This is a genomic window from Streptomyces panaciradicis (assembly GCF_023516615.1).
Classification (GTDB): domain Bacteria; phylum Actinomycetota; class Actinomycetes; order Streptomycetales; family Streptomycetaceae; genus Streptomyces; species Streptomyces panaciradicis.
This window is the reverse complement of record NZ_JAMGBF010000091.1, coordinates 1-26,170: the sequence shown is the minus strand read 5'-3', so window position 1 is coordinate 26,170 and position 26,170 is coordinate 1. Positions and strand designations below refer to the sequence as shown.

Below are 26,170 nucleotides of genomic sequence, written 5' to 3'. Positions count from 1 at the left end.
ACTCACTCCTCTACGAGCATCTTGCGCAGACTGGGGCGAAGGGGGACAGCCGATTCCTCCGACCACGCGGCGAGCTCGGCCACCGTCGGCAGGTCGAAGATCTTGCGGATGGGTATCTCGATCCCCAGCTCGGCGCGAGCGCGGGTGATCAGCCGGGTGGCCAGCAGGGAGTGCCCGCCGAGGGCGAAGAAGCCGTCGTCGACACCGACCCGGTCGACGCCGAGCACCTCGGCGAACAGCCTGGCCAGCGCCTCCTCGCGGGGGCTTCCGGGCGCCCGGAAGGGCGTGGCGGGGGTGAGGTCGGGGGCGGGCAGGGCCTTGTGGTCCAGCTTGCCGTTGGGGGACAGGGGCAGCCGGTCGAGCGGTATGCACACGGACGGGATCATGTAGTCGGGCAGCCGCTCCGCCAGGTGGGTACGGAGCACGGCCGCGTCCGGGGCACTCTCGCCCGGGGCCGGGACCAGGTAGGCGGCCAGGTAGCCGGCGGTGCCGGAGTGCCGGGTCACCACGGCGGCCTGGGCGATGTGGGGATGAGCCGTCAGGGCGGCTTCGACCTCTCCCGGTTCGACGCGGTAGCCACGGATCTTGACCTGGGTGTCGATGCGGCCCAGGTGCTGCAGCTCGCCCTCGGGAGTGAGGCTCGCGAGGTCGCCCGTGCGGTACATGCGGGAGCCGGGAGCCCCGTAGGGGTCGGGCACGAACCGGTCGGCGGTCATGGCGGGCTGGCCCTGGTAGCCGCGTCCGGCTCCGGCCAGATAGAGCTCGCCCGGTGTGCCCGGGGGCAGCAGGTTCAGGGCGGGGCCGAGGATGTAGCCGCGGACGCCGGGGAACGGACGGCCGATGGGCACGCCGCCCGCATACGGCTCGTCGGGGTCCAGGAGATGGGCGGTGGCGTAGAACGTCTCGCTGGGGCCGTAGCTGTTGATGACGCGGGCCTCCGGCCAGAGGGCGCGGACCCGCTTCGCGAGCGCCGGGGTCAGCACTTCCCCGGAGATGTTCAGTGCCGTGGGCCGGATGCGGTCGCCGAGCTGGTCGACGAGTTCGGCGAAGGCCGACGGCACCGAGCAGATGACGTCGACGTCCCAGGTGTTGCGGTCGGCCAGTTCCAGCACGTCGCGCACGATCTCCACGCTGCCGCCCGTGGTGAGCGCGGAGAACAGCTCGAAGGTGGCGACGTCGAAGCCGAACGACGCGGCGAGCAGCACCCGCCGGCCGGACTCCGTTCCGGCGTGCGCGACCAGGGCGTCCACGGCGTTGACGACGGTCGCATGGGTGACGCTCACGCCCTTGGGCACGCCGGTGGAGCCGGACGTGTAGACGACGTACGCGAGGTTGTCGGGGCCGGCCTCGGGCCGTCCCCCGGATTCCGTGTCCTGCGGGGCCGTGTCGGACGGCGCGTCGAGGTCGAGGTCGTCGAGGACCAGGACGGGGATGTCCGTGGCGGGCACGAGGTCGCGGGTGCGGGTGTCGACCACCACCAGATGCGGCCGGGCGCCGGGGAGGATGTGCGGCAGGCGGGCAGCGGCGAACGCGGGGTCCACGGGGAGGTAGGCACCGCCCGCCTTGAGCACGCCCAGGAGGGCCACGGCCGCGGTCGCGGTGCGCGGCAGGACCAGGCCCACCACGGTCTCCGGTGCCACTCCGCGCCGGGCCAGTTCGACCGCGAACCGCTCGGCGCGTGCGTCCAGTTCGGCGTAGGTGAGCGACTCGCGCCCGGCGATCACGGCGAGTGCGTCCGGGGTCCGCGCCACCTGTGCCTCGACGCGTGCGGTGATCGTGGTGCCCGCGGCCTCGGCGGACGGTTCGTCGAAGCCGCGCAGCAGCCAGTCGCGTTCGGCCGGCTCCAGGATGTCGAGCTGAGCGACCGTCAGCTCCGGGTCGGCCGCGATCTGCCGCAGGATCCGGACCAGACGGGCCGCGTGTTTCCCGACCGTGGCCCGGTCGTAGACCTCGGGCGTGTATTGCAGGACGAGTTCGAGGGCCGGGTCGACCGCTGCCGCCAGGCACAGGGGGTAGTGGTTGCCCGCCGACGGCCGGAAACCGGTGAAGGTGATCCCGTCCGCGGCCTCGCCGGCCGCGCTGAGGCCCTCCCGGTCGATGGGGTACGACTCGAAGACGACCAGCGTGTCGAAGAGGGTCTGGAGGCCGACGGACTGCTGGATCTGCGCAAGCCCGTAGTAGTGGTGCTCCGCGAGGGCGGCCTGTCGGCTCTGCAGCCGGGTCAGAACCTCGGCGACGGTCTCGCCGGGCGCACAACTCACGTGCACCGGGACGGTGTTGATGAACATCCCGACCATCGACTCGACGTCCGGCACCGCGGGCGGGCGCCCGGAGACGGTGGCACCGAAGACCACGTCCTGGCTTCCGGTGAGTTGGCCGAGCAGCAGCGCCCAGGCGCCCTGGACGAGGGTGTTGGCGGTGATGCCGAGATCGGCGGCCAGCCGGCGCAGTGCGCTCGACTCGTCCGGAGGGAGCGTGATGTCGACCTGGTCGCGGCTCTCGGCGTCCGTGGGCGCGGCGTCGGGGGCGAGCAGGGTCGGTGTCTCGATCCCTTCGAGTTCGGCCGCCCACACCTCCGCGGAGGCCTCGTGGTCCTGGCGGTCGAGCCAGGTGAGGAAGTCCTCGTAGTCGCGGATGGCGGGCAGTGGGGCCGGGTCGCCGTCGGAGGCGTAGAGCAGCAGCAGGTCGCGCATCAGCAGGGGTGTGGACCAGCCGTCGAAGAGTGTGTGGTGGGCGGTCAGCACGAGTTCGGGCCGGCCGGGCTCGACGGCGATGAGTGCCAGCCGGATCAGTGGCGGGGTGTCCGCGTCGAAGTGGGCGGCCCGGTCCTGGGCGAGGAACCGCTCGAAGGTCTCGCTGCGGTCCGCCTCGTCGGCACCGGTCAGGTCGAGGTACTGCCAGGGCAGGGTCACCGACTCCGGCACGACTTGGACGGCGTCGCCGTTCGCCCGGTTGACGAACGCCGCACGGAGGCTGGGGTAGCGGTCCAGCAACGCCTGCCCGGCCCGGCGCAGCCGCTCGGGGTCGACGTCGCGGGAGAGCTGGAACACCAACTGAACGTGGTACGGGTCGTACGACGATGCTTCGGCGAGCAGCGTGTGGAAAAGGATCCCCGACTGGGCCGGGGTCGTGGGCCACACGCGGGCCAGTGTGCCGAAGCGCGCTTCCCAGGCCTCGATCTCGCTCTGGTCCACGTCGATGAGGGGCGCGTCGGTGGGCGTCAGTCCACCGGCCTCGGGGGTGGCGGCGTGCCGTGCCAGGGCGCTCAGTGCCCGGACCCAGAGCGCGGCCAGTTCGGTGACGTCCTCGCGGGAGAACACACCGGTGGGGAAGCCGAAGTGGGCGGTCAGTTCCTCGCCGTCGGGTGTGGCGATGGCGATCGCGTTGATCTCCAGGGCGGACGGCACCGGCATGTCGGCGTCCGGCGCCGGGACCAGGTCCTGGTACGTGGCGTCCGGGGCCCAGCCCAGGCCGCGCAGGTCCTCCGGGATGTCCGCGCCGGAGGCTCTGCCGAGGTAGTTGAAGCCGATCTGCGGCTTGCGCGCCTCGGCCAGCGCGGCGGCGGTGGCGGGGTTGAGGTGACGCAGCAGGCCGTAACCGATGCCATGGTCGGGTACCGACCGCAGCTGCTCCTTGACGGCCTTGATCGCCTTCCCGGCGGCCGGCCCGCCGCCGAAGGCGTCCGCCACGTCGATGCCGGCCAGGTCCAGGCGCACCGGGTACATGGCGGTGAACCAGCCGATCGTGCCCGACAGGTCCGCGCCGGGCACCACGTGCTCTTCCCTGCCGTGGCCCTCCAGCCGGACAAGCGTCGAGGCCCCGCCCAGGCCTCGCGTAGCGCGCCAGCGGGCCACGGCCAGCGCGAGCCCGGCGAGCAGAGCGTCGTCGGCACCACCGCGGAACAGCGTGGGCACCGTGTTCAGCAGGGTTTCCGTGACGTCCACCGGCACCTGGACGCGGACCGTGTCCACGGTGGCCGCGACATCGCGGGCTGGGTCCAACTCCCTTACTCCCAGCAGGGGTTCGTCTCCGGCGAGGATCTCCTGCCACAGTGGAAGTTCCGCCACCCGCTCCGGGGCCACCGCCTCGTCGGCCAGCGCGTGTGTCCACCGCCGCAACGACGTACCCGCGCCCGCCGATGACGGCAGGCGGCCCTCGCGGACCCGTCGCCAGACCGAGACCAGGTCCGGTACCAGGATCCGCCACGACACCCCGTCCATGACGAGGTGATGCAGCACGACCAGCAAGCGGTCCGCCTCCGCGTCGGAGGTGAACCAGACGAACTGCGCCATCACCCCCGCGTCGGGGTCGAGACGGTCCGCGGCCGCGTCCAGCTCGGCCTGCGCGTCGCAGTCGCCGTAGGGGACTTCCCGCACCAGCCCACCGGCGTCGACACTGCCGACCGGCCCCATGCGCAGGCCCGGCCGCTCCCGGTCCAGCCAGGAGCGCAGGACGTCGTGCCGGTCCAGGACCGCCTGCAGGGTGGCGACCAGTCCCGCACGGTCGATGTCCTCGGGCAGGCTCAGCATCGCCGACATGCAGAACCGGCGCATGCCACCACCGGCGGCCAGCACGTGCGCCGCCGTCGGCGGCAGCGGAGCCCAGCCCACCCCGCCGCCCGGCAGCTCGGCCAGCCCCGGACGCTCTTCCCGCGCCCGGCCGTCGACCAGTTCCGCGAGCCGGGCGACCGTGCGCTGCTCGAACACCTCCCGCGTACTGACCACGACACCGCGTGCCTTGGCCCGGGCGACCACCTGGATGGACCGGATGCTGTCCCCGCCACTGGCGAAGAAGTCGTCGTCGACGCCCACCTGCCGGTCGAGCACATCGGCGTACACCTCGGCCAGGACCCGCTCCGTCTCGCCGCGCGGCGCCCGGTACTCGGCGTGCCCGAACTCCGGCTCGGGCAGCGCGGCGCGGTCCAGTTTGCCCGTCACGGTCCGCGGCAGCCGGTCGAGGACGAGCAGTTGGGCGGGGACCATGTAGTCCGGCAGCCGCTGGGCCGCGAACCGCCTCAGCTCGGCCACCGACACACCGCTCTGCCGGACGATGTCGTGGCCAGCGGTACCCTCCGGCGGCGCCACGTAGCCGACGAGCCGCGTGTTGCCGGTGCGGTCCCTCCACGCGGTGACCACCGCCTGGCCGACCGCGGGATGCCGGGCGAGGACGATCTCGATCTCGGTCGGCTCGACCCGGATGCCGTTCACCTTGACCTGGGTGTCGGCCCGGCCCTCGTAGTTCAGCCGCCCCTTCGCATCCCACCGGGCCAGGTCACCGGTGCGGTACATCCGTGCGCCGGGGGGACCGAACGGGCAGGCGACGAACCGCTCCGCCGTCGCCGCGCCCCCGCCGTAGTAGCCGCGGGCGAGGCCGCCGGCCACATACACCTCCCCGATCACACCGGGCGGGACCGGTGTCAGTTCCGGCCCCAGGACGTAGGTGTGCATGTTGGGCAGCGGTCGCCCGATGGGGGTCACGCCCGTCTCTTCCGAATCCTGCGGGACCAGGTGGCTGGTGACGTAGAAGCTCTCGGTCTGTCCGTAGGCGTGGACGACCCGGACGTCGGGGAAGGCCCGGTGCACCTGGTCCACCACGTCGGCGGTGAGCGGGTCGCCGCCGAGGATCGCGGTGTGCAGTTCGAGGTCGAGGGCCCCCGGCTCCTTGGCGATGATCGGGCCGAGCAGGGCGGTGAACACGGCGGGCACGGCGCAGATGGTGGTGCCCGACCAGCGGTCGCGTTCGGCGAGTTCGAGCACGTCACGGACGATCTCGACACTCGCGCCGGCGGCCAGTGCGGTGAAGGTCTCGAACACGGAGACGTCGAAGTTCACCGAGGTCGCGGCGAGCATCCGGGATCCCGGTTCGAGCCCGGCCATGGTCCGCGAGTGCCACACACCGTTGACCACGGTGGCGTGGGTCATGGCGACGCCCTTGGGCTTGCCCGTGGACCCGGAGGTGTACATCACGTACGCCAGGTTCTCCGGTCTGACGCGCAGGTCCGGGGCTTCGTCTGCGGGGCCGCAGGGGGTGTCGAGGCGCAGGTCGTCGAGGTGGAGGACCGGCGACCGGCACTCCGGCAGCGCAGCCGCCGTCTCATGGTCGGTCAGGACCAGCACGGGATCGGCCGAGGTGAGCAGGAGGTCGACGCGCGCGGCGGGATGCTCAGGATCGATCGGCAGGTACGCGCCGCCCGCCTTGAGCACGCCGAGCTGGGCGACCACGAGGTCCGCCGAGCGTGGCAGGGCGACAGCCACCACTTCCTCCGGCCCGACCCCGCGCTCGCGCAGTACCGCGGCCAGCCGGCCCGTGCGGGCCTCCAGCTCCGCGTACGACAACTCGGTCCGTCCGGCCACCACCGCTGTCGCGTCCGGGTGCCGCAGCGCCTGGGCGGTGACGAGTTCCGGCAGTGTCAGCTGCGGAACCGGTGCCGCGGTCTCGTCGAGTGCCGTCAGCCAGTGCCGTTCGGCGTCGGCGAGCACGTCCACTCCGCCCAGCCGTACGCCGGGATCGGCGACGACCTGCCGCAGCACGCGCACATAGCGCTCGGCGAAGCTCACGGCCGTGGCGTGGTCGAACAGCTCCGTGGCGTACTCCAGCCGCCCGTACGCCCGTCCGGAGGACAGGTCCGGGATGATGTTGAAGAAGAGGTCGAACTTGGCGGTGTCGGTGCCCGTCGCGACCGGGGTGACCCGCAGGCCGGGCATCTCGATCCCCGACCACCCGAACTGCCAGGCCAGCATCACCTGGAACAACGGTGAGTACGAGGTGGAGCGCTCCGGGTTGAGCAGCCCCACCAGACGCTCGAAGGGCACGTCCTGGTTGTCGTACGCGGCCAGCGCCTTGTCCCGCACCTGATCCAGCAGCCCACCGAAGGACGGGTTGCGTGACAGGTCGGCGCGCAGCACCCAGGTGTTGGCGAAGAAGCCGATCAGATCGTCGAGCTGCTCGTCGGCGCGCCCCTCGATGGGGCTGCCGATCGTCAGGTCATCGCCGGCCCCGAGGTGGTGCATCAGCACGGCGAGCGCGGCCTGGGCGACCATCGGTGCCGTGGCGCCGCGGTCCACGGCGAGCTTCTGGAGTCCCGACAGCAGCTCGGGTTCCAGCTCGAAGGAGACGTCTCCGCCGCGGTGGTCGGCGGCCGTCGGCCGCGGCCGGTCCAGCGGCAGCTGCACCGGTTGCGGCGCTCCGGCCAACTCCGCTCGCCAGTAGTCGAGTTGCTCGGCGGCGATGCTGTCCGGATCTTCTTCGTCGCCGAGCAGCCGGCGTTGCCACAGGGTGTAGTCCTTGTACTGCACCGCAAGGGGCTGCCACTGCGGAGCGGTCCCCTGGCGACGAGCCGTGTACGCCGTGACCAGGTCGCGCAGGAACGGAGCCATCGACGCCCCGTCGGCGGCGATGTGGTGGAACACGGACACCAGCACGTGCTCCTGCGGGGAGACCCGGAGGACCTTCGCCCGGAAGGGGAGCTCCGTGTCGAGGGCGAATCCCTCGCACGCGATCTGCTGAATCGCGTGGTCCACCGCGTCCGCGGCCACGTCGACCACCTGGAACCGGAAGACCGCCTCCTCCGGCGACAGCACCCGCTGCTCAGGCGTGCCGTCCGCGTTCTCCATGATCAGGGTGCGCAGACTCTCGTGCCGGATCCCGACGTCCCGCGCCGCCGCGATCAGGACCTCGGCGTCCAGTTCCCCCTCCAGGCGCAGCACGAACGGGATGTTGTAGGTGGAGGTCGGGCCTTCCAGGCGGTAGAGAAACCACAGCCGGGTCTGGGCGAAGGACAACGGGATCATCGACGCTTCTCCTGAACGGTCATCGGGCGCAGCTGAGGGCGGCGTTTCGGCGTGGCCGTCTCGTCGAGCTGCGCCGCCAGCTGGGCGACGGTGGGATTGCGGAACACCGTCGTGACTTTCACGTCGACGTCGAGCTCGCTGCGGATGCGGACGATCAGCCTGGTGGCCAGCAGCGAATGTCCGCCGTGACTGAAGAAGTCGACATCGATGCCGATCTCTTCCACTCCGAGCAGCTCGGCGAACAGCCCGCAGAGGACTTCCTCCCGGTGGTTGCGCGGCCCCCGTCCGGCCGCGGCCTCGATGTGGCCGGGCGCGGGGAGAGCAGCCCGGTCGAGCTTGCCGCTCGGTGTGGCGGGGAGCTCGGCGATCGGCACGATCACCGAGGGGACCATGTACTCCGGCAGCCGGCTCCGGAGCAGCTCCGTCAACGCCATCAGGTCCGGCCCGGCGGGATCCGGCCCGGCGGGATCCGGCCCACCGCCCGGCACCACGTAGGCGACCAGCCGCTGGTCGCCGGGGCGGTCCTCTCGCACCACGGCCACGGCGCTGTCGACGTCCGGATGCGCGGTCAACGCCGCCTCCACCTCGGCCAGTTCGATGCGAAAGCCGCGGATCTTGACCTGGTGGTCGGTGCGGCCGATGTACTCGAGCTGTCCGTCGTGGTTCCACCGCACGGCGTCCCCGGTGCGGTACATGCGGGTGCCCGGTGCGCCGTAGGGGCAGGCGACGAACCGGTGCGCGGTCAGCGCGGTGCGCCCGAGGTAGCCGCGCGCCAGTCCGGCACCGGCGAGGTAGAGCTCACCGGTGACCCCGGGCGCGACCGGGCGCAGCGCCGTATCCAGCACGTACACCTGGGTGTTCCAGATCGGTGTGCCGATCGGCACCCGGTCGGCGCCGGGTACGTGCTGCCATCCGGTGACCTCCACCGACGCCTCGGTGGGCCCGTAGAGGTTGAACACCCCGCACCCCGGCAGCAGGTCGGCCATCTTGTTGGCCAGCTCGGCCGGGAACGCCTCACCCGCGACCTCGATCCAGCGCAGGCTGGTGCACTGCCGCGCCGTGGGCTCGGCGACGAACGCCTCCAGCAGCGAGGGCACGAAGTCGGCGCCGGTCACTTGCTCCCGGGCGATCAGAGCGGCCAGATACGCGGGATCCCGGCGCCCGTCCGGGCGGGCCACCACGACGGCCGCGCCCACCAGCAGCGGCGCGAACAGCTCCGGCACCGACACGTCGAAGCTCGCCGTCGTGCTCAGCAGCACGCGGTCCTCGGCGGTGACATCGAAGTGCGCCAGCCCCCATGCGATCCGGTTCATGATCGACCGGTGGGCGACCTGCACCCCCTTGGGGCCGCCGGTGGAGCCGGAGGTGAAGATGACGTACGCGGCGTTGTCCGGCGACAGTTCACGCTCGGGGTCGACCTCCGCGTACCCGGACGTGTCCGGCAGGGGCGCCTCCAGCACCAGGAGCGGTTTCGCCCCGTCCAGCAGCTGCCGGGCCCGCTCGGCAGGCAGGTCGGGGTCGATCGGCAGATACGCCGCCCCCGCCTTGACCACCGCGTGGATCGCCACCACCATCTCCACCGAGCGCGGGATGCGCACCGCGACGATGCGCTCGGGGCCCGCGCCCTGCTCGACCAGCCAGTGCGCCAGCCGATTGGCCCGCCGGTTGAACTCCGCGTACGTCAGCGTCTCTTCTTCGCCGATCACCGCGAGGGCGTGCGGACTCCGCTCGACCTGGGCCTCGAAGGCGTCCGGCAGGGTGTCCTCGGCCGGCGGGCGCGCGGTGTCGTTGACCTCTCGTACCAGCCGCTCCCACTCCTCCCGGGCCAGCACCTCGATGTCGCGCACCGGGCAGCGCGGGTCGGCCAGCACCTGCTCCAGCACCCGCACCAGCCGCGCCGCGATCACCTCCGCCGAGCCACGGTCGAAGAGGTTGTTCCGGTAGTCGAGGGAGAGCCGCAGGTAGGGGTCGGATGCGTTGAGGGTGAGCGGGTAGTGCGAGCCCGCGAAGGGCCGTATGCCGTCGATCGTGAACCCCGCCGCGATGTTCGCCTCGACCATGCCCTCGCGGTCGATCGGGTACGACTGGAACACCACGATCGTGTCGAACAGGGCGGGCAGCCCGACACCGCGCTGTATGTCGGCGAGGCCGTAGTAGTTGTGGTCGAGCAGCGCGGTCTGCCGTTGCTGGAGCTCGGTGACGACGTCGGCCACGGCGCGGTCCGGCGGGCAGAACACCCTGATCGGCAGGGTGTTGATGAACAGGCCGACCATTTCGTCCGAGCCGGGCAGCTCCGCCGGGCGGCCGTTGACGGCGGCCCCGAACACCACGTCCCGCTGCCCGGTCAGCTTCGAGAGCAGGATCGCCCAGGCTCCCTGGAGGAGGGTGTTGAGCGTGACCCCGAGTTCGGCGGCGCGCCGGGCCAGTTCACGACCCTTGTCGATCGACAGCGGTACCTCCACCCGCCCGACGGCGGACGCCGGCTCCTGGGGTGCGGTGTTCGGGGCCACCAGGGTCGGCTGCTCGAAGCCGGCGAGCTCGGCGGCCCACCGGGCGGCCGATGCGTCCCGGTCGCGGGTCGCCAGCCAGGCCAGGTAGTCGCCGTAGCCGCGGACCGGGGGGAGCCGGCGCGTCCCGGAGTACAGCCGGATCAGATCTGTGATCACCGACGGTGAGGACCAGCCGTCGAAGAGGGCGTGATGGGCCGTGATGACGAGTTTCGCGTGCTGCGGCCCTGCGGTGATCAGCGCCAGGCGGAACAACGGTGGCCGGGTGGGATCGAGTTGATCGGCCCGGTCCTCGGCGAGGAACCGGTCGAGTGCTTCGTCACGCTCGGCCTCGCTGCGGTCGGTCAGGACGATGTGCCGCCACGGGAGGGCGACGTGCTCCGGCACGACCTGCACCGGCTCGCCGCCGGCTGCGGCCACGAAGGCCGAGCGCAGGTTCGGATACCGGTCGAGCACTGCCTGTCCGGCCGAGCGCATGCGCTCCGGGTCCACCTGCCCGGACAGGTGCAGCACGAACTGCATGTGGTAGACGTCGAAGGAGCCGTCGGCGAGTGCGGCCTGGAACAGGATCCCGGACTGTCCCGGCGCCTGCGGCCACACCTCGGCCAGCCTGCCGTAGCGTGCCTCCCAGGCCTCGATCTCGCCCTGGTGCACCGGTACCAGAGGGGTGTCGGAGGGGGTGAGGCCGCCGATGTCCGGCCGGGCGGCGTACCCGGCCATGCCGTGCAGTACGTCGGTCCACAGCTCGGCCAGTTCGGCGGTCCGCTCGCGGGTCAGCACCCCGGTGGGGAACACGAACGCCGCCTGCAGGCGGGAGCCGTCCGTGGTGTCCGTCGCGACCGCGTTGACCTCCAGTGCGGACAGCGCGGGAAGATCCGGGTCGGGCAGCGGAACCAGTTCGGCGGACCAGGGCGCCGGACCCCATCCGTCGGCGCGCAGCTCCTCGGGCACATCGGTGTCGGAGATCCGGCCGATGTAGTTGAACCCGAGCTGCGGCACCGGGTACTCGGCGAGCTGCACGGCGGTCTCCGGGTTCAGGTGGCGCAGCATGCCGAAGCCGAGGCCCTTGTCCGGGGCGCCGCGCAGTTGCTCCTTGACCAGCTTGACCGCCTTCGCGACCGCGGGGCCGCCCGCGAGCACGTCGTCGAGGTCCACCCCGCGCACGTCGACCCGGGCCGGGTACATGCTGGTGAACCACCCGACGGTGCGGGAGAGATCGGCGCCAGGGACGACGTGTTCCTCGCGGCCGTGTCCCTCCATTCGGACCAGGGTCGAGCGTTCCGCGCCGCTCCACCGGTTCACCGCCAGCGCGAGCGCGGCCAGCAGCACGTCGGTCCCGGTGCCCCTGAAGGCTGCCGGAAGCCGGGTCAGCACCGCCTCGGTGACCTCGGTGGGCAGCTGTACGCGCACGCTGTCGACCGTGGACATCACATCGACCGCCGGGTCGAACGCTCTTGTTCCCAGCGCAGGGTTGGGGCCTTCGAGCACATCCCGCCAGTACGTCAGTTCCGCTTCCCGTTCCGGTGCGAGCGCCTCCGCGCTCAGCGCCGAGGCCCAGCGGCGCGCCGACGTGCCGACGGCGGGCAGCTCGGGCGTACGGCCGGAGCGGACCTGCCGCCAGGCCTCGGCCAGGTCCGCCATGAGGATGCGCCAGGAGACGCCGTCCACCACCAAGTGGTGCAGCACCATCAGCAGTCGGCCCCCGCCCGGCTCCGCGTCGAACCAGACGAAGTCGGCCATGGTCCCGGCTTCCGGGTCGAGCCGCCCGACCGCGGCGTCCAGCTCCGCCTCGGCCGCCCGCAGCAGGGCCGGGGTCTCCCAACGGCCGTCGCAGGGAACCCGGCGGATCAGGTCCGCGGCCCGCACGGCGCCTGCCGGGCGTACGACGAGAGACAGCTCGTCGCCCCGCATGAGCCGTGCGCGCAGAAGGTCGTGCCGGTCGAGGACGGCGTCGAGTGTCGCGGCCAGTTCCTCCGCGTCGATCCCCGCGGGCAGCTCCAGCGCCATCGCCATCGCGAACCGGTTCATCCCGCCGCCGTGCTCGAACACCTGCCGCGCCACCGGCTGAAGCGGCATCGGGCCCACGCCACCGCCCTCGTTCTCCGCAAGCGCCGGTGTCGGGTCCCGGCGGGCGGTGGCCACCTCGGCGAGGCGGGCAGTCGTACGGCATTCGAAGATCTCCCGCGTGGTGAGCTCCAGGCCCCGGGCCCGGGCCCGGGCCACCACCTGGATCGAGCGCAGGCTGTCCCCTCCCACGGCGAAGAAGTCGTCGTCGACGCCGACCCGCTCCAAGCCGAGCACATCCGCGTACGATGCGGCGATGATCGCTTCGGTCTCGGTGCGCGGCTCCTGGTAGGCCTCGCCTCCGAAATCCGGTTCGGGCAGCACCGAGCGGTCCAGTTTGCCGGTCGGTCCCAGCGGCAGCCGGCCGAGCACGACGAACGCGGACGGCACCATGTAGTCGGGCAGCCGTGCCGCGACGAACCTGCGCAGTTCGGCGGCCGAGGCACCGGACTGGAGGTCGACATCGCCGATGCCGCCGGCGCCATCGTCACCGACGGCTCCCTCCCCGGTGTGCACCACGTACGCGACGAGCCGCCGCCCGCCTGCGGGCGCCTCCCGGCTGATCACCACCGCCTCGCTGATTCCCGGGTGCTGCGCGCAGACCGCCTCGACCTCGGCCGTCTCGATGCGGAAGCCGCGCACCTTCACCTGACCGTCGCTCCGGCCGACGCATTCCAGTTGGCCACCCGCGTTCCAGCGGGCCAGGTCGCCGGTGCGGTACATCCGCTCGCCCGCGGGGCCGAACGGGTCGGCCACGTACCGCTCGGCGGTCAGGCCGCCGCGGCCGTGGTAGCCGCGGCCCAGGCAGACGCCCGCCACGTACAACTCGCCGACCACGCCCTGCGGCACCGGGGCGAGTCCCGGGCCCAGCACGTAGGCCCGCATGTTGCCGAGCGGGGTGCCGATCGGCGCGACCTCGCTCTCCGTCCACTCCTCGGTCCCGGCGAGGGCGAACGCGGTGGCGTAGAAGCTCTCGCTCTGGCCGTAGCCGTTGACGATCTGCACGCCGGGCAGCGCCTCGCGCACCTGGCGCACCAGCCGGGCCGGGAGCACGTCACCGGCGAAGACAACGCAGCGGACGCCGCGGGCCTTCGCCAAGTGGCCGACCAGTTCCCCCAGCACGGAGGGAACCCCGCTGATCACGTGGCCGTCCCAGGCGTCCCGCTCGCCGAGCGCCAGCACGTTGGGCACCACCTCGGCGGTGCCGCCGGTGGACAGGGTGGTCAGCAGTTCGAAGACCGAGACGTCGAAGTTCACCGAGGTGCCTGCCAGCATCCGCCACCCGGGCGGCGCGTCCAGTACGCGCACCAGGTCCTGCACCCCGTTGACGACGCTGCGGTGGGTGATCGCCGCGCCCTTCGGCGTGCCGGTGGAGCCGGAGGTGTACATCACGTAGGCCAGGTGGTCCGGATGCAGGGGCGCGTTCCGGTCCGCGTCGGTCGGCGCCCCCTCGGACGGGGCCCAGGGGGCGCGTTGGTCGAGGCAGACCGCCGAGACGTCGTTGCGGGGCATCTCCTGCCAGGTCGCGGTGTCGGTGACGGCGAAACGCGGCGCGGCTTCGGACAGCACGCTCTCCGCCCGTCCGCCGAGGTACTGCGGATCCAACGGCAGGTAGCCGGCGCCGGACTTGAGGATGCCGAGCAGACCGGCCACCAGGTCCTCGTTGCGCGGCAACGTCAGCACCACGAGGTCGTCGGGGCCGGCACCGCGCCGTATCAGCTCCCAGGCGACGGCGTTCGCCCGGTCGTCGAGTTCCCGGTACGTCAGTGTCCGCTCTTCGCACACGATCGCCGGGGCATCGGGCGTTCTGGCCGCCTGCCTCTCGAACAGCTCCGGGACCGTCAGCCCGGACACCGTTGTGGCGTGGTCGTTGAACTCGGTGAGCAGCCGGACGCGTTCGGCCTCGTCGAGCACGTCGATCTCGCCGATTGTGCGCTCCGGGCCGGCCACGAGCCGGCCGAGGACGCGGACGAACCGGTCCGCGAGACGTTCGACGGTGTCCCTGTCGAACAGGTCGGTGGCGTACTCCACGTATCCGCCCGCCCCACCCGAACGGTTGGGCACCATGTTGAAGAACAGATCGAACTTTGCCGTACGGGTGTCGAGTTCTTCGGCATGGACGTCGAGACCGGGCAGTGCCAGCTCCCCGAGGGGCTCCTGCCAGGCGAGCATCACCTGGAAGAATGGGTGGTAGGCGGTGGACCGGTCGGGGTTCAGTCGCTCCACCAGCCGCTCGAACGGCATGTCCTGGTTGTCGTACGCGGCCAGAGACCGGTCCCGCACCCGCTGGAGCAGTTGCCGGAAGGTCGGGTTCCCGGAGAGGTCGACGCGCAGCACCCAGGTGTTGGCGAAGAAGCCGACGAGGTCGCGCAGGTCCTCGTCGGTGCGCCCCGCGATCGGCGCGCCGAGGGGGACGTCGTCACCGCATCCCAGGTGGTGCAGGAGCGCCGCCAGCGCCGAGTGCATGATCATCGACACCGTGGTGTCCTGTTGCGCGGCCAGCTTCTCCACGGCCCCGAGGAGGTCGGCGTCGACCGACAACGCGACCAGATCGCCGCGATGGCTCATCGCCCGGGGGCGCGGGCGGTCCGTCGGAATGGCCAGAGGCTGCGCCAGATCCGCCAAGGCCTCGCGCCAGTAGGCCAGTTGTCCGGCGGCCAGACTGCCCGGATCGGACTCGTCACCGAGTACGTCCTGCTGCCACAGCGTGTAGTCCGCGTACTGCACAGGCAGCGGCTCCCACGCCGGAGCGCCACCCGAGTTGCGTGCCGTGTACGCGACGACGAGATCGCGCAGCAGCAGCCCGAGAGACTCCCCGTCCACGGCGATGTGGTGCACCACCAGGACCAGGGTGTGCTCCCGCGGTCCGCACCGCAGCAGTGTGGCCCGGATCGGCATGTCGGCGGCCAGGTCGAAGGGAGCAGTGGCCAACCTCTCGACCGTCGCGGCTCGTTCCCCCTCCGCGAGTTCGACCAGCGGCATGCCGAACGGCTGGTGACCGGACGGCAGCACCTGCTGGTACGGGACGCCGGCTTCGTCCTCGACGATCACCGTGCGCAGGACCTCGTGCCGGTCGATGACATCGCGGAGTGCCGACTCCATCGCGGCCGGGCTCAGTTCACCGGTCATCCGCAGGGCGAAAGCGGCGTTGTAGGTCGCCGACGGCCCTTCGAACCGGTCCACGAACCACAGCCGGCGCTGTGCGAACGACAACGGGATCATTCTCTGTCTCCAAATCGGCAGAACTACGAGGGAGCCATCCGCCACTCAGATCTGATCGAGAACAGCCAAGAGCTGGTCGTTGTAGAAGTCGTCGAATGAGATCGCGCCCGACAGCGTGGAGAAATACCGGTCGATCAGCTCCTGGTGACCGACCAGGCTCCGCAGCATCTCCGTCTGCCCCTCGGGCTTGAGCTCGGCCACGTTGAGTGCGCCCTGGTAGAAGTTGAGGAAGACATCGGTCAGATCGTTCTCGTAGCGCTTCAGCGCAGCGTTCAGCGCGGCGTCGTCGTGCAGTCCGTCCCCGATGTGCTCGGTGAGTGACCGGGCCTGTATGAAGGCGTCGGTGATACCGCGGGCGGTGATGGAGTCCTTGTGATGCACGGCGTCCCCGAGGAGCACCCACCCGGCCCCGTAGGCCTTGCGGAAAAAGTTCTCCTGGTGCCCGGTGCCGTACCACTGCTCCTCCCGGCTGCCCGCCGACATCCGCTCGTACAACTCGGGCGCCGTCGTGCGGACGGCGTCGACGAAGGCGGGTTCCACTGCGGTACGGATCTCGGCGAACTCGCTCTGCGGGAAGTAGGCCATGATCAGCTTGAGGTCGTCGTTGGTGGGGATGACGCCGATCCAGCGCCCCGGCCGCTCGTAGAGCTCGAAGTGTGCGGGAACCCCGGCCCAGTAGCTGTAGTAGGTGCAGGTCATCCGCGGGTGCTCGATCACGTGCGGGGCACCCGCCTTGCGGGCCACCAGCGATCGCATGCCGTCCGCGCCGACGACCAGACGCGCCCGCTCGGTCGCCTCGGCGCCACCGGGTGTCGTGTAGCGCACGCCGACTACCCGGTCGTCCTCGTAGAGCAGGTCGTGGACCGCGCAGCCCTCCCGGAACTCGGCACCGGACGCGACGGCACCGGCCGCGAGGATCGGGTCGAGCACGAACCGCCTGGGCGCGTACGTGGTCCGCTGGCCGTCGACGGGCAGGGAGAAGCCGTCCAGACGGACGCCGGGTGCCTCGAAGCTCTGACGGTCGATCGGCCGGCAGCCCGCGGCGCGGAGCTCGTCGAGCAGCCCCCACCTGTCGAGCAGGGCCACGCCCGGCTGATGGATGTAGTGAGAGGACAGGGTGTCCTGCGGGAACCGCGCCTTCTCCAGAAGCAGGACACGGTACCCCTGCCGGGCGAACAACATGGCTGCCGGCGAGCCGGCACAACGGGCGCCTACCACAACTACGTCGTACATGGCCCTCTCTTACTATCGGGTTACCGTTCCCAGGGATTCGATGTACGCGGAGATCGACGCCACCGTCGGGTTGAGGAACAGCTGATCCATCGGAACTTCGATGCCCAGTTCCTCGATGAATTCCCCCTGTATTTTGGCCATGATCAGAGACTGGCCGCCCAGGGCGAAGAAATTGTCGTCGACGGATATGTCATCGCGTTGGAGTTCCCGGCACCAAATGGCGCGTACGCTGTCGGCAATCATCACAGCCCTCTCGCTCCTAATCAAGGAATTCCGCGGACAGCGCCGCCCGGTCCGCTTTCCCGTGCGGGCTGAGCGGAATGCGTGGGACATTGAGGAATCGCGCCGGGACCATGTTCCGCGGCAGGGCCTGGAGAAGGCGGGCACGCACGTCGTTCTCGACGAGGTCGTCGCCGGCAGGCTCGATGAACGCGACCAGCTCGGTCTCTCCGGATGCGGCGCGATCCACCACCACGGCGGCCTGCCGGACCCCGGCCAGTCTGCCCAGCGCGCGTTCGACGTCCGCGGGATCGATGCGCATGCCGCGCACCTTGACCTGCGCGTCCATCCGGCCGGCGACGACGAGGTCTCCCTCCTCGTTCACCCGGCCGCGGTCACCCGTGCGGTACAGCCGCCGCGGCTCGCCGTCCACCTCGACCGTGGTGAAGCGCGCGGACTCGGGCCCTGTACCGCCCAGGTATCCCGCGCCGACACTGGTCCCGGAGATGCAGATCTCCCCGTACTCCCCTGCCGCGACCTCGCGCATCCGCTCGTCAAGGAGGTGGATGTCGGTGTTGTGAGCGGGCCTGCCGACGGGTGGGATGTCGTGGTCGCCGGGCCGGTAGCCGGCGAGATCGAACGAGGTCGCCACGTCCGTGCATTCGGCGACGCCGTACTGGTGCAGGAGGGTGCAGCTGTTTCCCTCCCGTCGGGCCCAGTCCAGGAGCCGCTCGGCCTGCAGCGGCTCACCTCCGAACAGCATGTAGTCGAGCCGGGTGAGCGCGTCACCGCCCCGCGCGGTCTCCCAGTCCACCAGCAGGTACAGGGTGCTGGAGGCGCAGTTCACCACGCGAATGTCGTGCTGGTTCAGCATGCGGTAGGCCATCGCGGCGTCGAAGTTGCGGCTCGCCATCAGATACTGGGTGGCACCGCAGAACAACGGCATCAGCAGGCTGCGCTGGGAGAGGTCGAACCCGAAGGCGCTGACGACCAGGTTGTGCGATCCGGCGTGCAAGCCGTACTCGACCGTCAGCCAGTTCAACAGGTTGAACCACCCCTCGTGCCGCACCGCGGTCACCTTCGGAGTGCCGGTCGACCCGGAGGTGAACACCGCGTAGCACACGTCGTCCCCGGTGACCATGACGTCAGGACTGGTCACCGGGAAATCTTCGAGGTGCGCGGCCAGCCACTGGAGGTCGACGACCTCCACGGCCGCCGGCTCGACCAGCCCTGCCGTCGTCGGCGAAGCCACGATCAGAGACAGGCCGGGGACCTGGCCCAGCAGCAGCCGGAGCCTTTCCGCCGGGTAGGACGGGTCCAACGGTACGTAGGCCGCGCCCGCTTTCAGCGTACCGAGGATCGCGACGAGCATGTCCGGCGAGTAGTCGAGGCAGACACCCACCTTCGCGCCCCGGCCGTGTCCGCGTGTCCTCAGGAAGTGCGCGAACCGGTTGGCCCGGGCGTCGAGTTGTGCGTACGTCAGCTGCTGCCCGGCGCAGCAGACCGCAACGGCACGGGGGTTGGCCGCAGCGTGCGCCTCGAACCGATGATGGACGACGGGCGCCGAGGGCAGAGGGACCCGTTTTCCCTGGAGGATCATCAACCGACTCCGATATGACGGGTGTTCGAGCGCCGTTATGCGAGGCGTCGATCGGCGGCGTCGAGCACCTGGGTCACCCACTTGTCGACGGGCAGACCGCGCGCGGCGGCCACTTGCGAGTAGTGCTCCAGTTGGCCGGCGGACAGCTCGATGGTGAGCGTGGTGGCCCTCCCCCGCCCCTTGTCGACGCCCGCCGCCTCGGCAGGCCGGGGTGTCTCCCGCTGCTCGGCCAGACCGGCGCGGACCGCCCTGCGGAGTTCGTTGCGCGACCACTTGCGCTGCTCGGCGTTGCGCAGCCAGTAGTCCTGCTCCGGCGGCGACAGGCTGGTCACCTCGGCATGGTGGGCGAAGCTGAGACCGGCACGCCTTCGATGCTGCTCGAACCGACGGGCCACCCAGGCGTAGTTGCGCAAGGTCTGGTAGTCCAGCCCGGTTCTGTCGATCGCCTCGCGGTAGCGCCGCAGCCCGTAGGTGGCTTCTCCGAAGAGGAGCCAGTCGGCGAGCCACCACGCCGACGAGTTCGTGAATTCCCGCAGACTGGTCCCGATCCGCTCCCAGGACCGCTGCGACAGATCCGCCGGGAAAGCCATTCCCGTCTTCTGAACCGTTGCCTGGCTCCCGACGAACGGCAGAACCACATCGCGCGGCGCGGCCTCACCATCAGGGCCCTTCGACCTCGCCTCGTGACTGCTCGCGGTGGTCACCGAACGCCCCCCACAACCTTCATCCGCCTCAGCTCCTCCCGCTGCTCCGGCCGGCGTTCAGTCCGCCGCCATGGCCTCCCGCAGGCTCTTCGGGCGCAGATCGGTCCAGTTCCGCTCGACGTAGTCCAGGCATTCGGCCCTGGCCGCCTCGCCGAAGACCACGCGCCAGCCTCCGGGTACCTCGGCGAACACCGGCCACAGGGAGTGCTGGTCCTCGTCGTTGACCACGACGTAGAAGCGGCCGTTCTCGTCGTCGAAGGGGTTCGTGCTCACTGCCACCGTCCTTAACGGTCACGGGGTGACTCGGGATGGGAAAAGAGGATGGTTCCAGAGAGGAAATCGCCGACGCCGGGCGAGTTCGCCGACGGCGCTGTCCCGTCGACGGGACACCCGGCATCCGCGGTCATCCAGGATGCCGCTGTCACGGTACGGGACCGTAAGACGCGCCCGTCAATGCCGCAAGGGCGGCAGAATCGGCGGACTCCTCGTCGCCCGCTCGAACCTGTATCCCCCCGGGGTTGTGTGCCACCATGACCGGGCGGTGGCCCTTGAATGGGTCCTTCGAATTCGGGTTCAGCCAATCTCCTTGTGCCGATGTGATCGAGACTGCGCAGTCAATTGCACGGCGACAGAAAGCTCATCGACGAACCTGCGACTGGTGATCAATGGCCTTGAAGTCAGAATCCGAGTACGCGACAGATCTCGACGACGGCACACGGCGGTCGCTGCTGCGCCACATGTTGGTGGCGCGGCGCATCGACGAGGAGGCGCGCCGGCTCCAGCGGCAGGGTGCGCTCGACCTCTGGCTGTCCTGCCAGGGCCAGGAGGCCGCGCAGGTCGGCTCGGCGCTCGCGGTGGGTCCTGCCTCGACCGTCTTCCCCAGCTACCGCGAGCACGCGGTGGCGCTGCTGCGGGGGGTGGCGCCGGACGAGCTGGTGGCGCAGTGGGCCGGCCGCACGTTCTGCGGCTGGGACCCGCGCAGGCTGCGCTTCTTCCCCTACACGCTGGTCCTGGCCGCGCAGACACTGCACGCCGTCGGCTACTCGATCGGGCAGCGGTTGCAGGGGCTCGAAGACTTCGTCGTGGTCTATGTGGGCGACGGAGCCACGAGCGAGGGAGACATGTCCGAGGCGATGAACCTCGCCGCCGTGGAGTCGGCGGCCGTGCTGTTCATCTGCCAGAACAACGGCTGGGCCATCTCCAAGCCTGCCGAGGAGCAGATGCGCACCTCGGTGGCCGAGCGCGCCCGGGGTTTCGGGATCGAGTCCGTGCGCATCGCGGGCCAGGATCCGGAGTCGGTCTTCTCGGTGTGCTCCCGGGCCACCGCCCATGTCCGCGGGCAGCGGGCGCCGTGCCTCGTCGAGATCCAGGTCAGCCGCTTCCACGGCCACTCCAGCTCCGACGCCCAGGAGGTGTACCGGAGCGCCGAGGACATCGCCCGGACGAGGGTCGCGGACCCGGTGACCGCCTATGTAGCGCGGCTGAGCGGCCTGGGAGTGGTCAACGCGCGGTGGCTCGACGACGTGGAGGCCGAAGTGCGGGAGCTGCGTGAGCGGTTGGTCAAGGAGTACGCGTGATGGCTACCGTACGCTCCGCCGGTCTGGCGGAATCCATCAACGCGACCCTCGCCGACCTGCTCGAACAGGATCCGAGACTGCTTCTGCTCGGCGAGGACATCGGACGCCTCGGGGGCGTGTTCCGGGTGACCCGGGGTCTTCGGGAGCGCTTCGGCGAGGACCGGGTGCGCGACTCGCTGCTGGCCGAGTCCACCATCATCGGGCAGGCGGTCGGCATGGCGATGAGCGGTCTGGTGCCGGTGTGCGAGATCCAGTTCGACGCGTTCACGTTTCCCGCCGTGAACCAGTTGGTGACCCAGGCGGCCCGAATCGGGGGTCGGTGGAACGGACAGGCAAGCCCGGGCCTGGTGGTGCGGATCCCGACGGGCGGCGGATTCCGGGGCGTGGAGCACCACAGCGAGTCCAACGAGGCGCTGTTCGCCCGCTTCCCGGGTATCTCGGTGGCGTGTCCGTCCACGGGTGAGGACGCCGACCAGATCCTGCGGTACGCCGTGACGCTCGGTTCGCCGGTGCTGATGTACGAGCCGATCCGCCTGTACTGGCGGCGTGACGCGGTCGCGAGGGATCCCGAGCCGGCGAGGTCGCCGACCGCGGCCCGGGTGGTGCGGCGGGGCGCCGACCTGACGGTCGTCACATACGGTGCGATCACCCACGAGGTGCTGGAGGCGGCGCACGCGCTCGCCTGCGATGTGGACGTCGAGGTCGTGGATCTGCGCTGGGTGGCCCCGATCGACATGGCGACGGTGCTGGACTCCGTCCGCCGCACCGGACGGTTGCTCGTCGTGCACGAGGGCTCGAGGGACGTCGGCATCGGTGCCGAGATCGCCGCGTCGGTGGCCGAGCACGCCTTCGACGCACTGCGCGGTCCAGTGCGGCGGCTGGCGCCGGCCCGACGCGCCTATCCCCCGGCGGACTTCGAGAAGGACTACATGGTCGGTGTGCAGGAGATCAAGGACGAGGTGCTGGTGATGACGAAGTGAGCGATTCCCTCGTGGACATGCACGTCCCGGGCTTCGGGCACGGCCTCGGCGAGGCCCTGCTCATCGAGTGGGTCGCCGGTGTCGGTGACCGGGTCGCGCGGGGGGACGCCGTGGCGGTCGTCGAGACCGACAAGGCCAGCACGGAGATCATGGCGGAGCGCGACGGCCGGGTCGCGGCCCACTGCGCCACGGCCGGCTCGGTCCTCAAGTCCGGTGAGCTGCTGTACCGGTTGGCAGCCGAGTAGCGCCCGCGCCCCGGAATTCGACGGGCCGGTCAGACGGGCCGGTCATCCGAACGGAGAGGGAACATGAGCGACATCGAAAGCCGAATCGCGGACACCATGCTGGCCAAACTGCGCGAGCGCGACCCGTCGCTGGGCCCCGACGCCCTCACCCGGCCGGTCGGTGAGCTCGACCTCGACTCCCTCGACCTGGTCGAGCTGCACCAGCAATTGGAACGCGAGCTCCAGGTCAAGGGCGATCTCAAGGAGACCGCGGGCTTCGCCTTCCTGGACGAGTTCACCGCCTACTTCGTGAAGCTGGCGAACCGGGGATGAGCGCGGGCATCGTCGACATCGCCACCGCGAAGCCGGGTCGGCGGATCGACAACGACCACTTCGCGTCGATCGGGCTCACCGACGAGTGGATCCGGCGCCGCAGCGGCATCGGATCGCGCTCCTGGTTGCCGGACGAGACCCCGCTGGCGGACGTGGCGGCGGAGGCCTGCGCCCCGATCGTGACCAGGACGGACGATCCTTCCTCCATCGACGCCCTGATCGTCGTCAGCACCTCGGTACGGCAGCGCATCCCCGGTGTCGCGCAGAAGGTGGCCCGACTCGCCGGGCTGGCGCCTTCGGTGATGGCCCTCGACATGAACGCGGCCTGCTGCGGCTTCGTCTACGGCCTTGTCACCGGGGTCTCGCTCTGCGACGCCGGACAGGCGCGGCAGGTTCTGGTGTGCTCGGTCGAGGCCATGTCCCGCATGGTGGACCGCATGGACCGGCAGACCGCGTGCCTCTTCGGCGACGGCTCCGCGGCCGTCCTGCTGGCCGACCGCACGGACTTCGGGGGGTGCTGCCGGGTGGCCGGCTGCGACGGCTCGCAGGCGAGCCTGATGCGGGAGACCGGGGCGGGCGGCATCGCCCTCGACGGGATGCAGGTGTACGACCGCGCCGTGCGCCGCATGTCGGAGTCGGCGCAGTACCTCTTCGACCACGGCCCGGCACCGACCGTCCTGGTCGGCCACCAGGCCAACAGCCGCATCCTGGAACAGGTCCGCAGCTTCAGCGCCCATCTCGACGTGCCCTTCGTGAACCGCATCGAGAACTCCGGGAACACGTCGTCCGCCTCGATCCCGCTGGCGTTCGCGGCAGAACTGGACGCCGGTGCCCTGCCCGCGACCGGCCGGCTCGGCGCCGTGGCGTACGGCGCCGGGGAGGCGTGGGGCGGAGTCGCGGTGGACTACCGGCTGCCTGCCGTCCCGGCGTCCTGAACGCGCCGAAGGCCCCGGGGACGTACTCGATCACAGGAGGTTGTCATCCACTCACCAGAAGCCTGGGTGCTGCGCTCCGGCGCGACGGCCGGCTCCCACGACGGCGGCCTCGGCGGGGCGCTGTGCCGCGAGCGATTCTCCTTCGGCCCGCTGGAGGAGGGCGAAGCGCTGGTGGAGCCGATTCTCGGCTCCTGGGAAGCCAACATGGACCACGCTCTGGCCCGTTCACCCATCGACGTCTGCAGCAGCCGCGGCGAGGACGCGGTGGTGCTGGGCAATCTGGGCGTAGTACGTGTACTGGAGGTGAACGGAGGCGGCCGGGACCTCCGGTTGGGCGAGGGTGATCTGTGCCTGCTGATGCCGTTCGGCAAGCGCGACCGCTACGACTACGCCGAACTCGCCCATGCCTACGACTGCCCCGGCACCATCGGGCTGCTGGCCAGGCGGACCAAGCTGGACGCGCGCCTGCTTCTGCCGGTCCCGGACAACACGGCGTACTCACTGCCCCAGTGGGCCACGTACGGGCGGTACTTCACGGCCTGGGACAACTGGCACAAGGCGTACGGCTGTTGGCGTACCCAGGTGGCAGACGACGATCCCGCCGGCCATCTGGTGTTCGGGTGGGGCGGCGGCGTGGCCTTCGCCGAGCTGCTGCTGGCCAAGCGCGCGGGGTTTCGGGTGGCGATGACGGCCGGCTCGGACGAGCGGCTCGCCTTCCTGCGGGAGAACGGCATCATTCCGGTCGACCGCCGGCGATTTCCCGACCTCTCCCTGCCGGGCCCGAGGAAACGGGTGGACCGGGACCTGCACCAGCGGCGCAGGACATCGGTCAAGGGCTTCCTGGAGCTGATCGGCTCCCTCAGCGAGGGCCACGGTGCGTCGATCTTCGTGGACAACATCGGCGAACCCCTGTACGACGTCACCCTCGCGGCACTGGCCCGCGAGGGCGTCGTCACCACCTGTGGCTGGAAGGCGGGGATGCGCGTGTCCCATCTGCGGGGAGCCGAGTCCATCAGCCGGCACATCCATGTGAACACCCATGTGTGGCGACTGCCGGACTCGCCGGGCATCCGGGACTTCATGGAGGCCGAGGGCTGGATAGCGCCGAAGGGATCCGACGTGACCTACGACTTCGACCAGGTTCCCGAGCTGGCCGACGACTACGCGAACGGCAGGATCGGCTCGTACTTCCCGCTGTACCGCGTGAACCCCCTCTGACTCGCCGAGTCGGCGGCAAAGGCCGGCCCCGGTGTCCGCGCGGACACCGGGGCCGGCCGGGTCAGTCTTGCTCGCGGAGTTCCAAGGTGCAGCACTTGGCACCGCCGCCGCCCTTGAGCAGTTCCGTCATGTCGACTCCCATGGGCTCGAATCCCCGTTCCCGGAGCTGCTCGTGAAGCGGCTCGGCCTGTTGCGCGACCAGCACGTGAAGGCCGTCGGACACGGCGTTGAGACCGAATACCTCCGCGTCGGACGCGTCAGCGAGGATGGCATCCGGAAAACGCTCCTCAAGCAGGCTCCTGCTTTCCGGAGAGAACGCCTCGGGGTAGTACATGATCTCGTTTTCATCGAGCACGGCAAGTGCCGTGTCGAGGTGATAGTACCTGTGGTCGATCAGCGTCAGACCGAGCACCGGCTTTCCGAAGAATTTCGCCGCCTCGTCGTGCGCATCGGGCTCGCTGCGGAAACCACTGCCCGCCAGGATGACGTCACCCACGCACAGGAAGTCACCCTCGCCCTCGTTGACGAACTCGGCCTGCCGCGCTTCCCACCCCCGCGCCCGGAACCACTCCAGGTACGCCGGCGACTCCTCCACGCGCTGCTCGTGCCGGAAGCGGGCGACCAGCGCACGGCCGTCCACAACCGTCGCGCCGTTGGCGGAGTACACCATGTCCGGCAGTCCGGCGACGGGCTCGATCAGCTCGACGGTGTGCCCCAGGCCGGCCAGCAGATCGTGCAGCGTCTTCCACTGGGCGAGTCCGCGTTCCGTGGATGTGGGGCGCGACGGATTCATCCACGGGTTTATCGAATACGAGACCTCAAAAAATGTCGGCTCGCACATGAGGTAATGCCGCGAACGAGCCTGCCGCTTCTTCACTCGGATCCCCTGCCCTTTCGGTCATCCCATACTGTCCTGGTGACAGGACAGTCGGCCCATTACACCGAATTACTGCCCGTGAGGGCCATGCAGAATACCCGTCAGAATATCCGCACGAGGTCGGCGACAGGCGCGGCTGGAGATTCTTGACGTGCGGGTTACTTCGGGTCGTGACGGCCGTCGTGGGCTGCGCCATGCGCTGTGGGCGCGTTCGCTGGCGTCGAGCATGGCGAGGTTGACTCCCACACCGAGAGGGGGCATGAGGTGTGCGGCGTCGCCGCACAGGGTGACGGTGGGGTCGCTCTCCCAGGCATGCGGGACGGGCAGGGCGTACAACGTGTGCCGCTGCTTGCGTGGCGCCTCAAGGTTGGTGCGGAGCCCCTGGTCGACCCACCCTTGTACGGCTCCAACCGCGGCGACATCCGCGCAGGCGGCTTGCGCGGCTTCGGCACCTGCGAGGCCAGTGCCTCCCACACCAGACGCCGGAGCACGCCCGCTTCTTCGACAACGCCCCGGCGGGCCACAACCACCGTTCGATCACATGAGTCGGGGTGGGGCCACTTCGCCTCGCCTCCACATCTCAGTGCCCCCGAACACCCCTTCCACCGGGGCCGGTTGAGGTCGCCGTCGTAGGGCCGCCGAACGTCGCCCTGTCCACCAGGGCTTCAGCCATCATCTGTGCGAGGC

14 protein-coding genes and 1 pseudogene are annotated in these 26,170 nt (G+C 70.5%); 6 read left to right on the top strand and 9 right to left on the bottom strand.

Annotation, left to right across the window (positions count from 1 at the left end):
- Positions 1 to 2: 2 nt before the first annotated feature.
- From M8J74_RS27610 to M8J74_RS27580, 7 genes are all read right to left on the bottom strand, one after another.
- Positions 3 to 7,790, bottom strand: a complete 7,788-nt coding sequence (locus tag M8J74_RS27610) for a non-ribosomal peptide synthetase (protein ID WP_249839029.1) — start codon at positions 7,788 to 7,790, stop codon at positions 3 to 5.
- A complete protein-coding gene (locus M8J74_RS27605; RefSeq protein WP_249839028.1) occupies positions 7,787 to 15,583 on the bottom strand; it encodes a non-ribosomal peptide synthetase in 7,797 nt (2,598 codons plus the stop codon). Before M8J74_RS27605 ends, M8J74_RS27610 begins: the two co-directional genes overlap by 4 nt.
- Before the next feature lie 45 nt (positions 15,584 to 15,628).
- Positions 15,629 to 16,816: an NAD(P)/FAD-dependent oxidoreductase gene (locus M8J74_RS27600; protein ID WP_249839027.1), complete on the bottom strand. Its 1,188-nt coding sequence runs from the start codon at positions 16,814 to 16,816 to the stop codon at positions 15,629 to 15,631.
- A 12-nt stretch (positions 16,817 to 16,828) separates the two neighbouring features.
- Positions 16,829 to 17,059, bottom strand: coding sequence for a phosphopantetheine-binding protein (locus M8J74_RS27595; protein ID WP_249839037.1), 231 nt, complete (start codon positions 17,057 to 17,059; stop codon positions 16,829 to 16,831).
- A 16-nt stretch (positions 17,060 to 17,075) separates the two neighbouring features.
- Entirely contained in the window at positions 17,076 to 18,635 is a 1,560-nt protein-coding gene (locus M8J74_RS27590; RefSeq protein WP_249839026.1) for an amino acid adenylation domain-containing protein, read from the bottom strand.
- Between the two features lie 35 nt (positions 18,636 to 18,670).
- Positions 18,671 to 19,225, bottom strand: a complete 555-nt coding sequence (locus tag M8J74_RS27585; protein WP_249839025.1) for an LmbU family transcriptional regulator — start codon at positions 19,223 to 19,225, stop codon at positions 18,671 to 18,673.
- A 171-nt stretch (positions 19,226 to 19,396) separates the two neighbouring features.
- Positions 19,397 to 19,612, bottom strand: coding sequence for an MbtH family protein (locus M8J74_RS27580; protein WP_249839024.1), 216 nt, complete (start codon positions 19,610 to 19,612; stop codon positions 19,397 to 19,399).
- A gap of 398 nt (positions 19,613 to 20,010) precedes the next feature.
- On the opposite strand from M8J74_RS27580, the gene M8J74_RS27575 reads away from it, so the two are divergent.
- From M8J74_RS27575 to M8J74_RS27550, 6 genes are all read left to right on the top strand, one after another.
- On the top strand, positions 20,011 to 20,916 hold the full coding sequence (locus M8J74_RS27575; protein WP_249839023.1) for a thiamine pyrophosphate-dependent dehydrogenase E1 component subunit alpha: 906 nt from the start codon (positions 20,011 to 20,013) through the stop codon (positions 20,914 to 20,916).
- Positions 20,916 to 21,896 carry an alpha-ketoacid dehydrogenase subunit beta gene (locus M8J74_RS27570; protein WP_249839022.1) on the top strand — a complete coding sequence of 327 codons (981 nt, stop codon included), beginning with the start codon at positions 20,916 to 20,918 and terminating at the stop codon, positions 21,894 to 21,896. The genes M8J74_RS27575 and M8J74_RS27570 overlap by 1 nt, the downstream gene beginning before the upstream one ends.
- On the top strand, positions 21,893 to 22,141 hold the full coding sequence (locus M8J74_RS27565; protein WP_249839021.1) for a biotin/lipoyl-containing protein: 249 nt from the start codon (positions 21,893 to 21,895) through the stop codon (positions 22,139 to 22,141). Before M8J74_RS27570 ends, M8J74_RS27565 begins: the two co-directional genes overlap by 4 nt.
- 63 nt (positions 22,142 to 22,204) lie before the next feature.
- Positions 22,205 to 22,453, top strand: a complete 249-nt coding sequence (locus M8J74_RS27560; protein ID WP_249839020.1) for an acyl carrier protein — start codon at positions 22,205 to 22,207, stop codon at positions 22,451 to 22,453.
- Positions 22,450 to 23,388 (top strand): ketoacyl-ACP synthase III, encoded by a 939-nt coding sequence (locus M8J74_RS27555; RefSeq protein WP_249839019.1) that lies wholly within the window; start codon positions 22,450 to 22,452, stop codon positions 23,386 to 23,388. The genes M8J74_RS27560 and M8J74_RS27555 overlap by 4 nt, the downstream gene beginning before the upstream one ends.
- A gap of 66 nt (positions 23,389 to 23,454) precedes the next feature.
- Entirely contained in the window at positions 23,455 to 24,606 is a 1,152-nt protein-coding gene (locus M8J74_RS27550; RefSeq protein WP_249839018.1) for a zinc-binding alcohol dehydrogenase family protein, read from the top strand.
- Between the two features lie 61 nt (positions 24,607 to 24,667).
- Here M8J74_RS27550 and ddaH read toward each other — a convergent pair whose 3' ends face one another.
- Positions 24,668 to 25,483, bottom strand: coding sequence for a dimethylargininase (gene ddaH, locus M8J74_RS27545; RefSeq protein ID WP_372500284.1), 816 nt, complete (start codon positions 25,481 to 25,483; stop codon positions 24,668 to 24,670).
- Between the two features lie 204 nt (positions 25,484 to 25,687).
- Positions 25,688 to 25,819 (bottom strand): annotated as a pseudogene (locus M8J74_RS27540) (FAD-dependent monooxygenase); the annotation flags it as partial.
- Between the last annotated feature and the right edge of the window lie 351 nt (positions 25,820 to 26,170).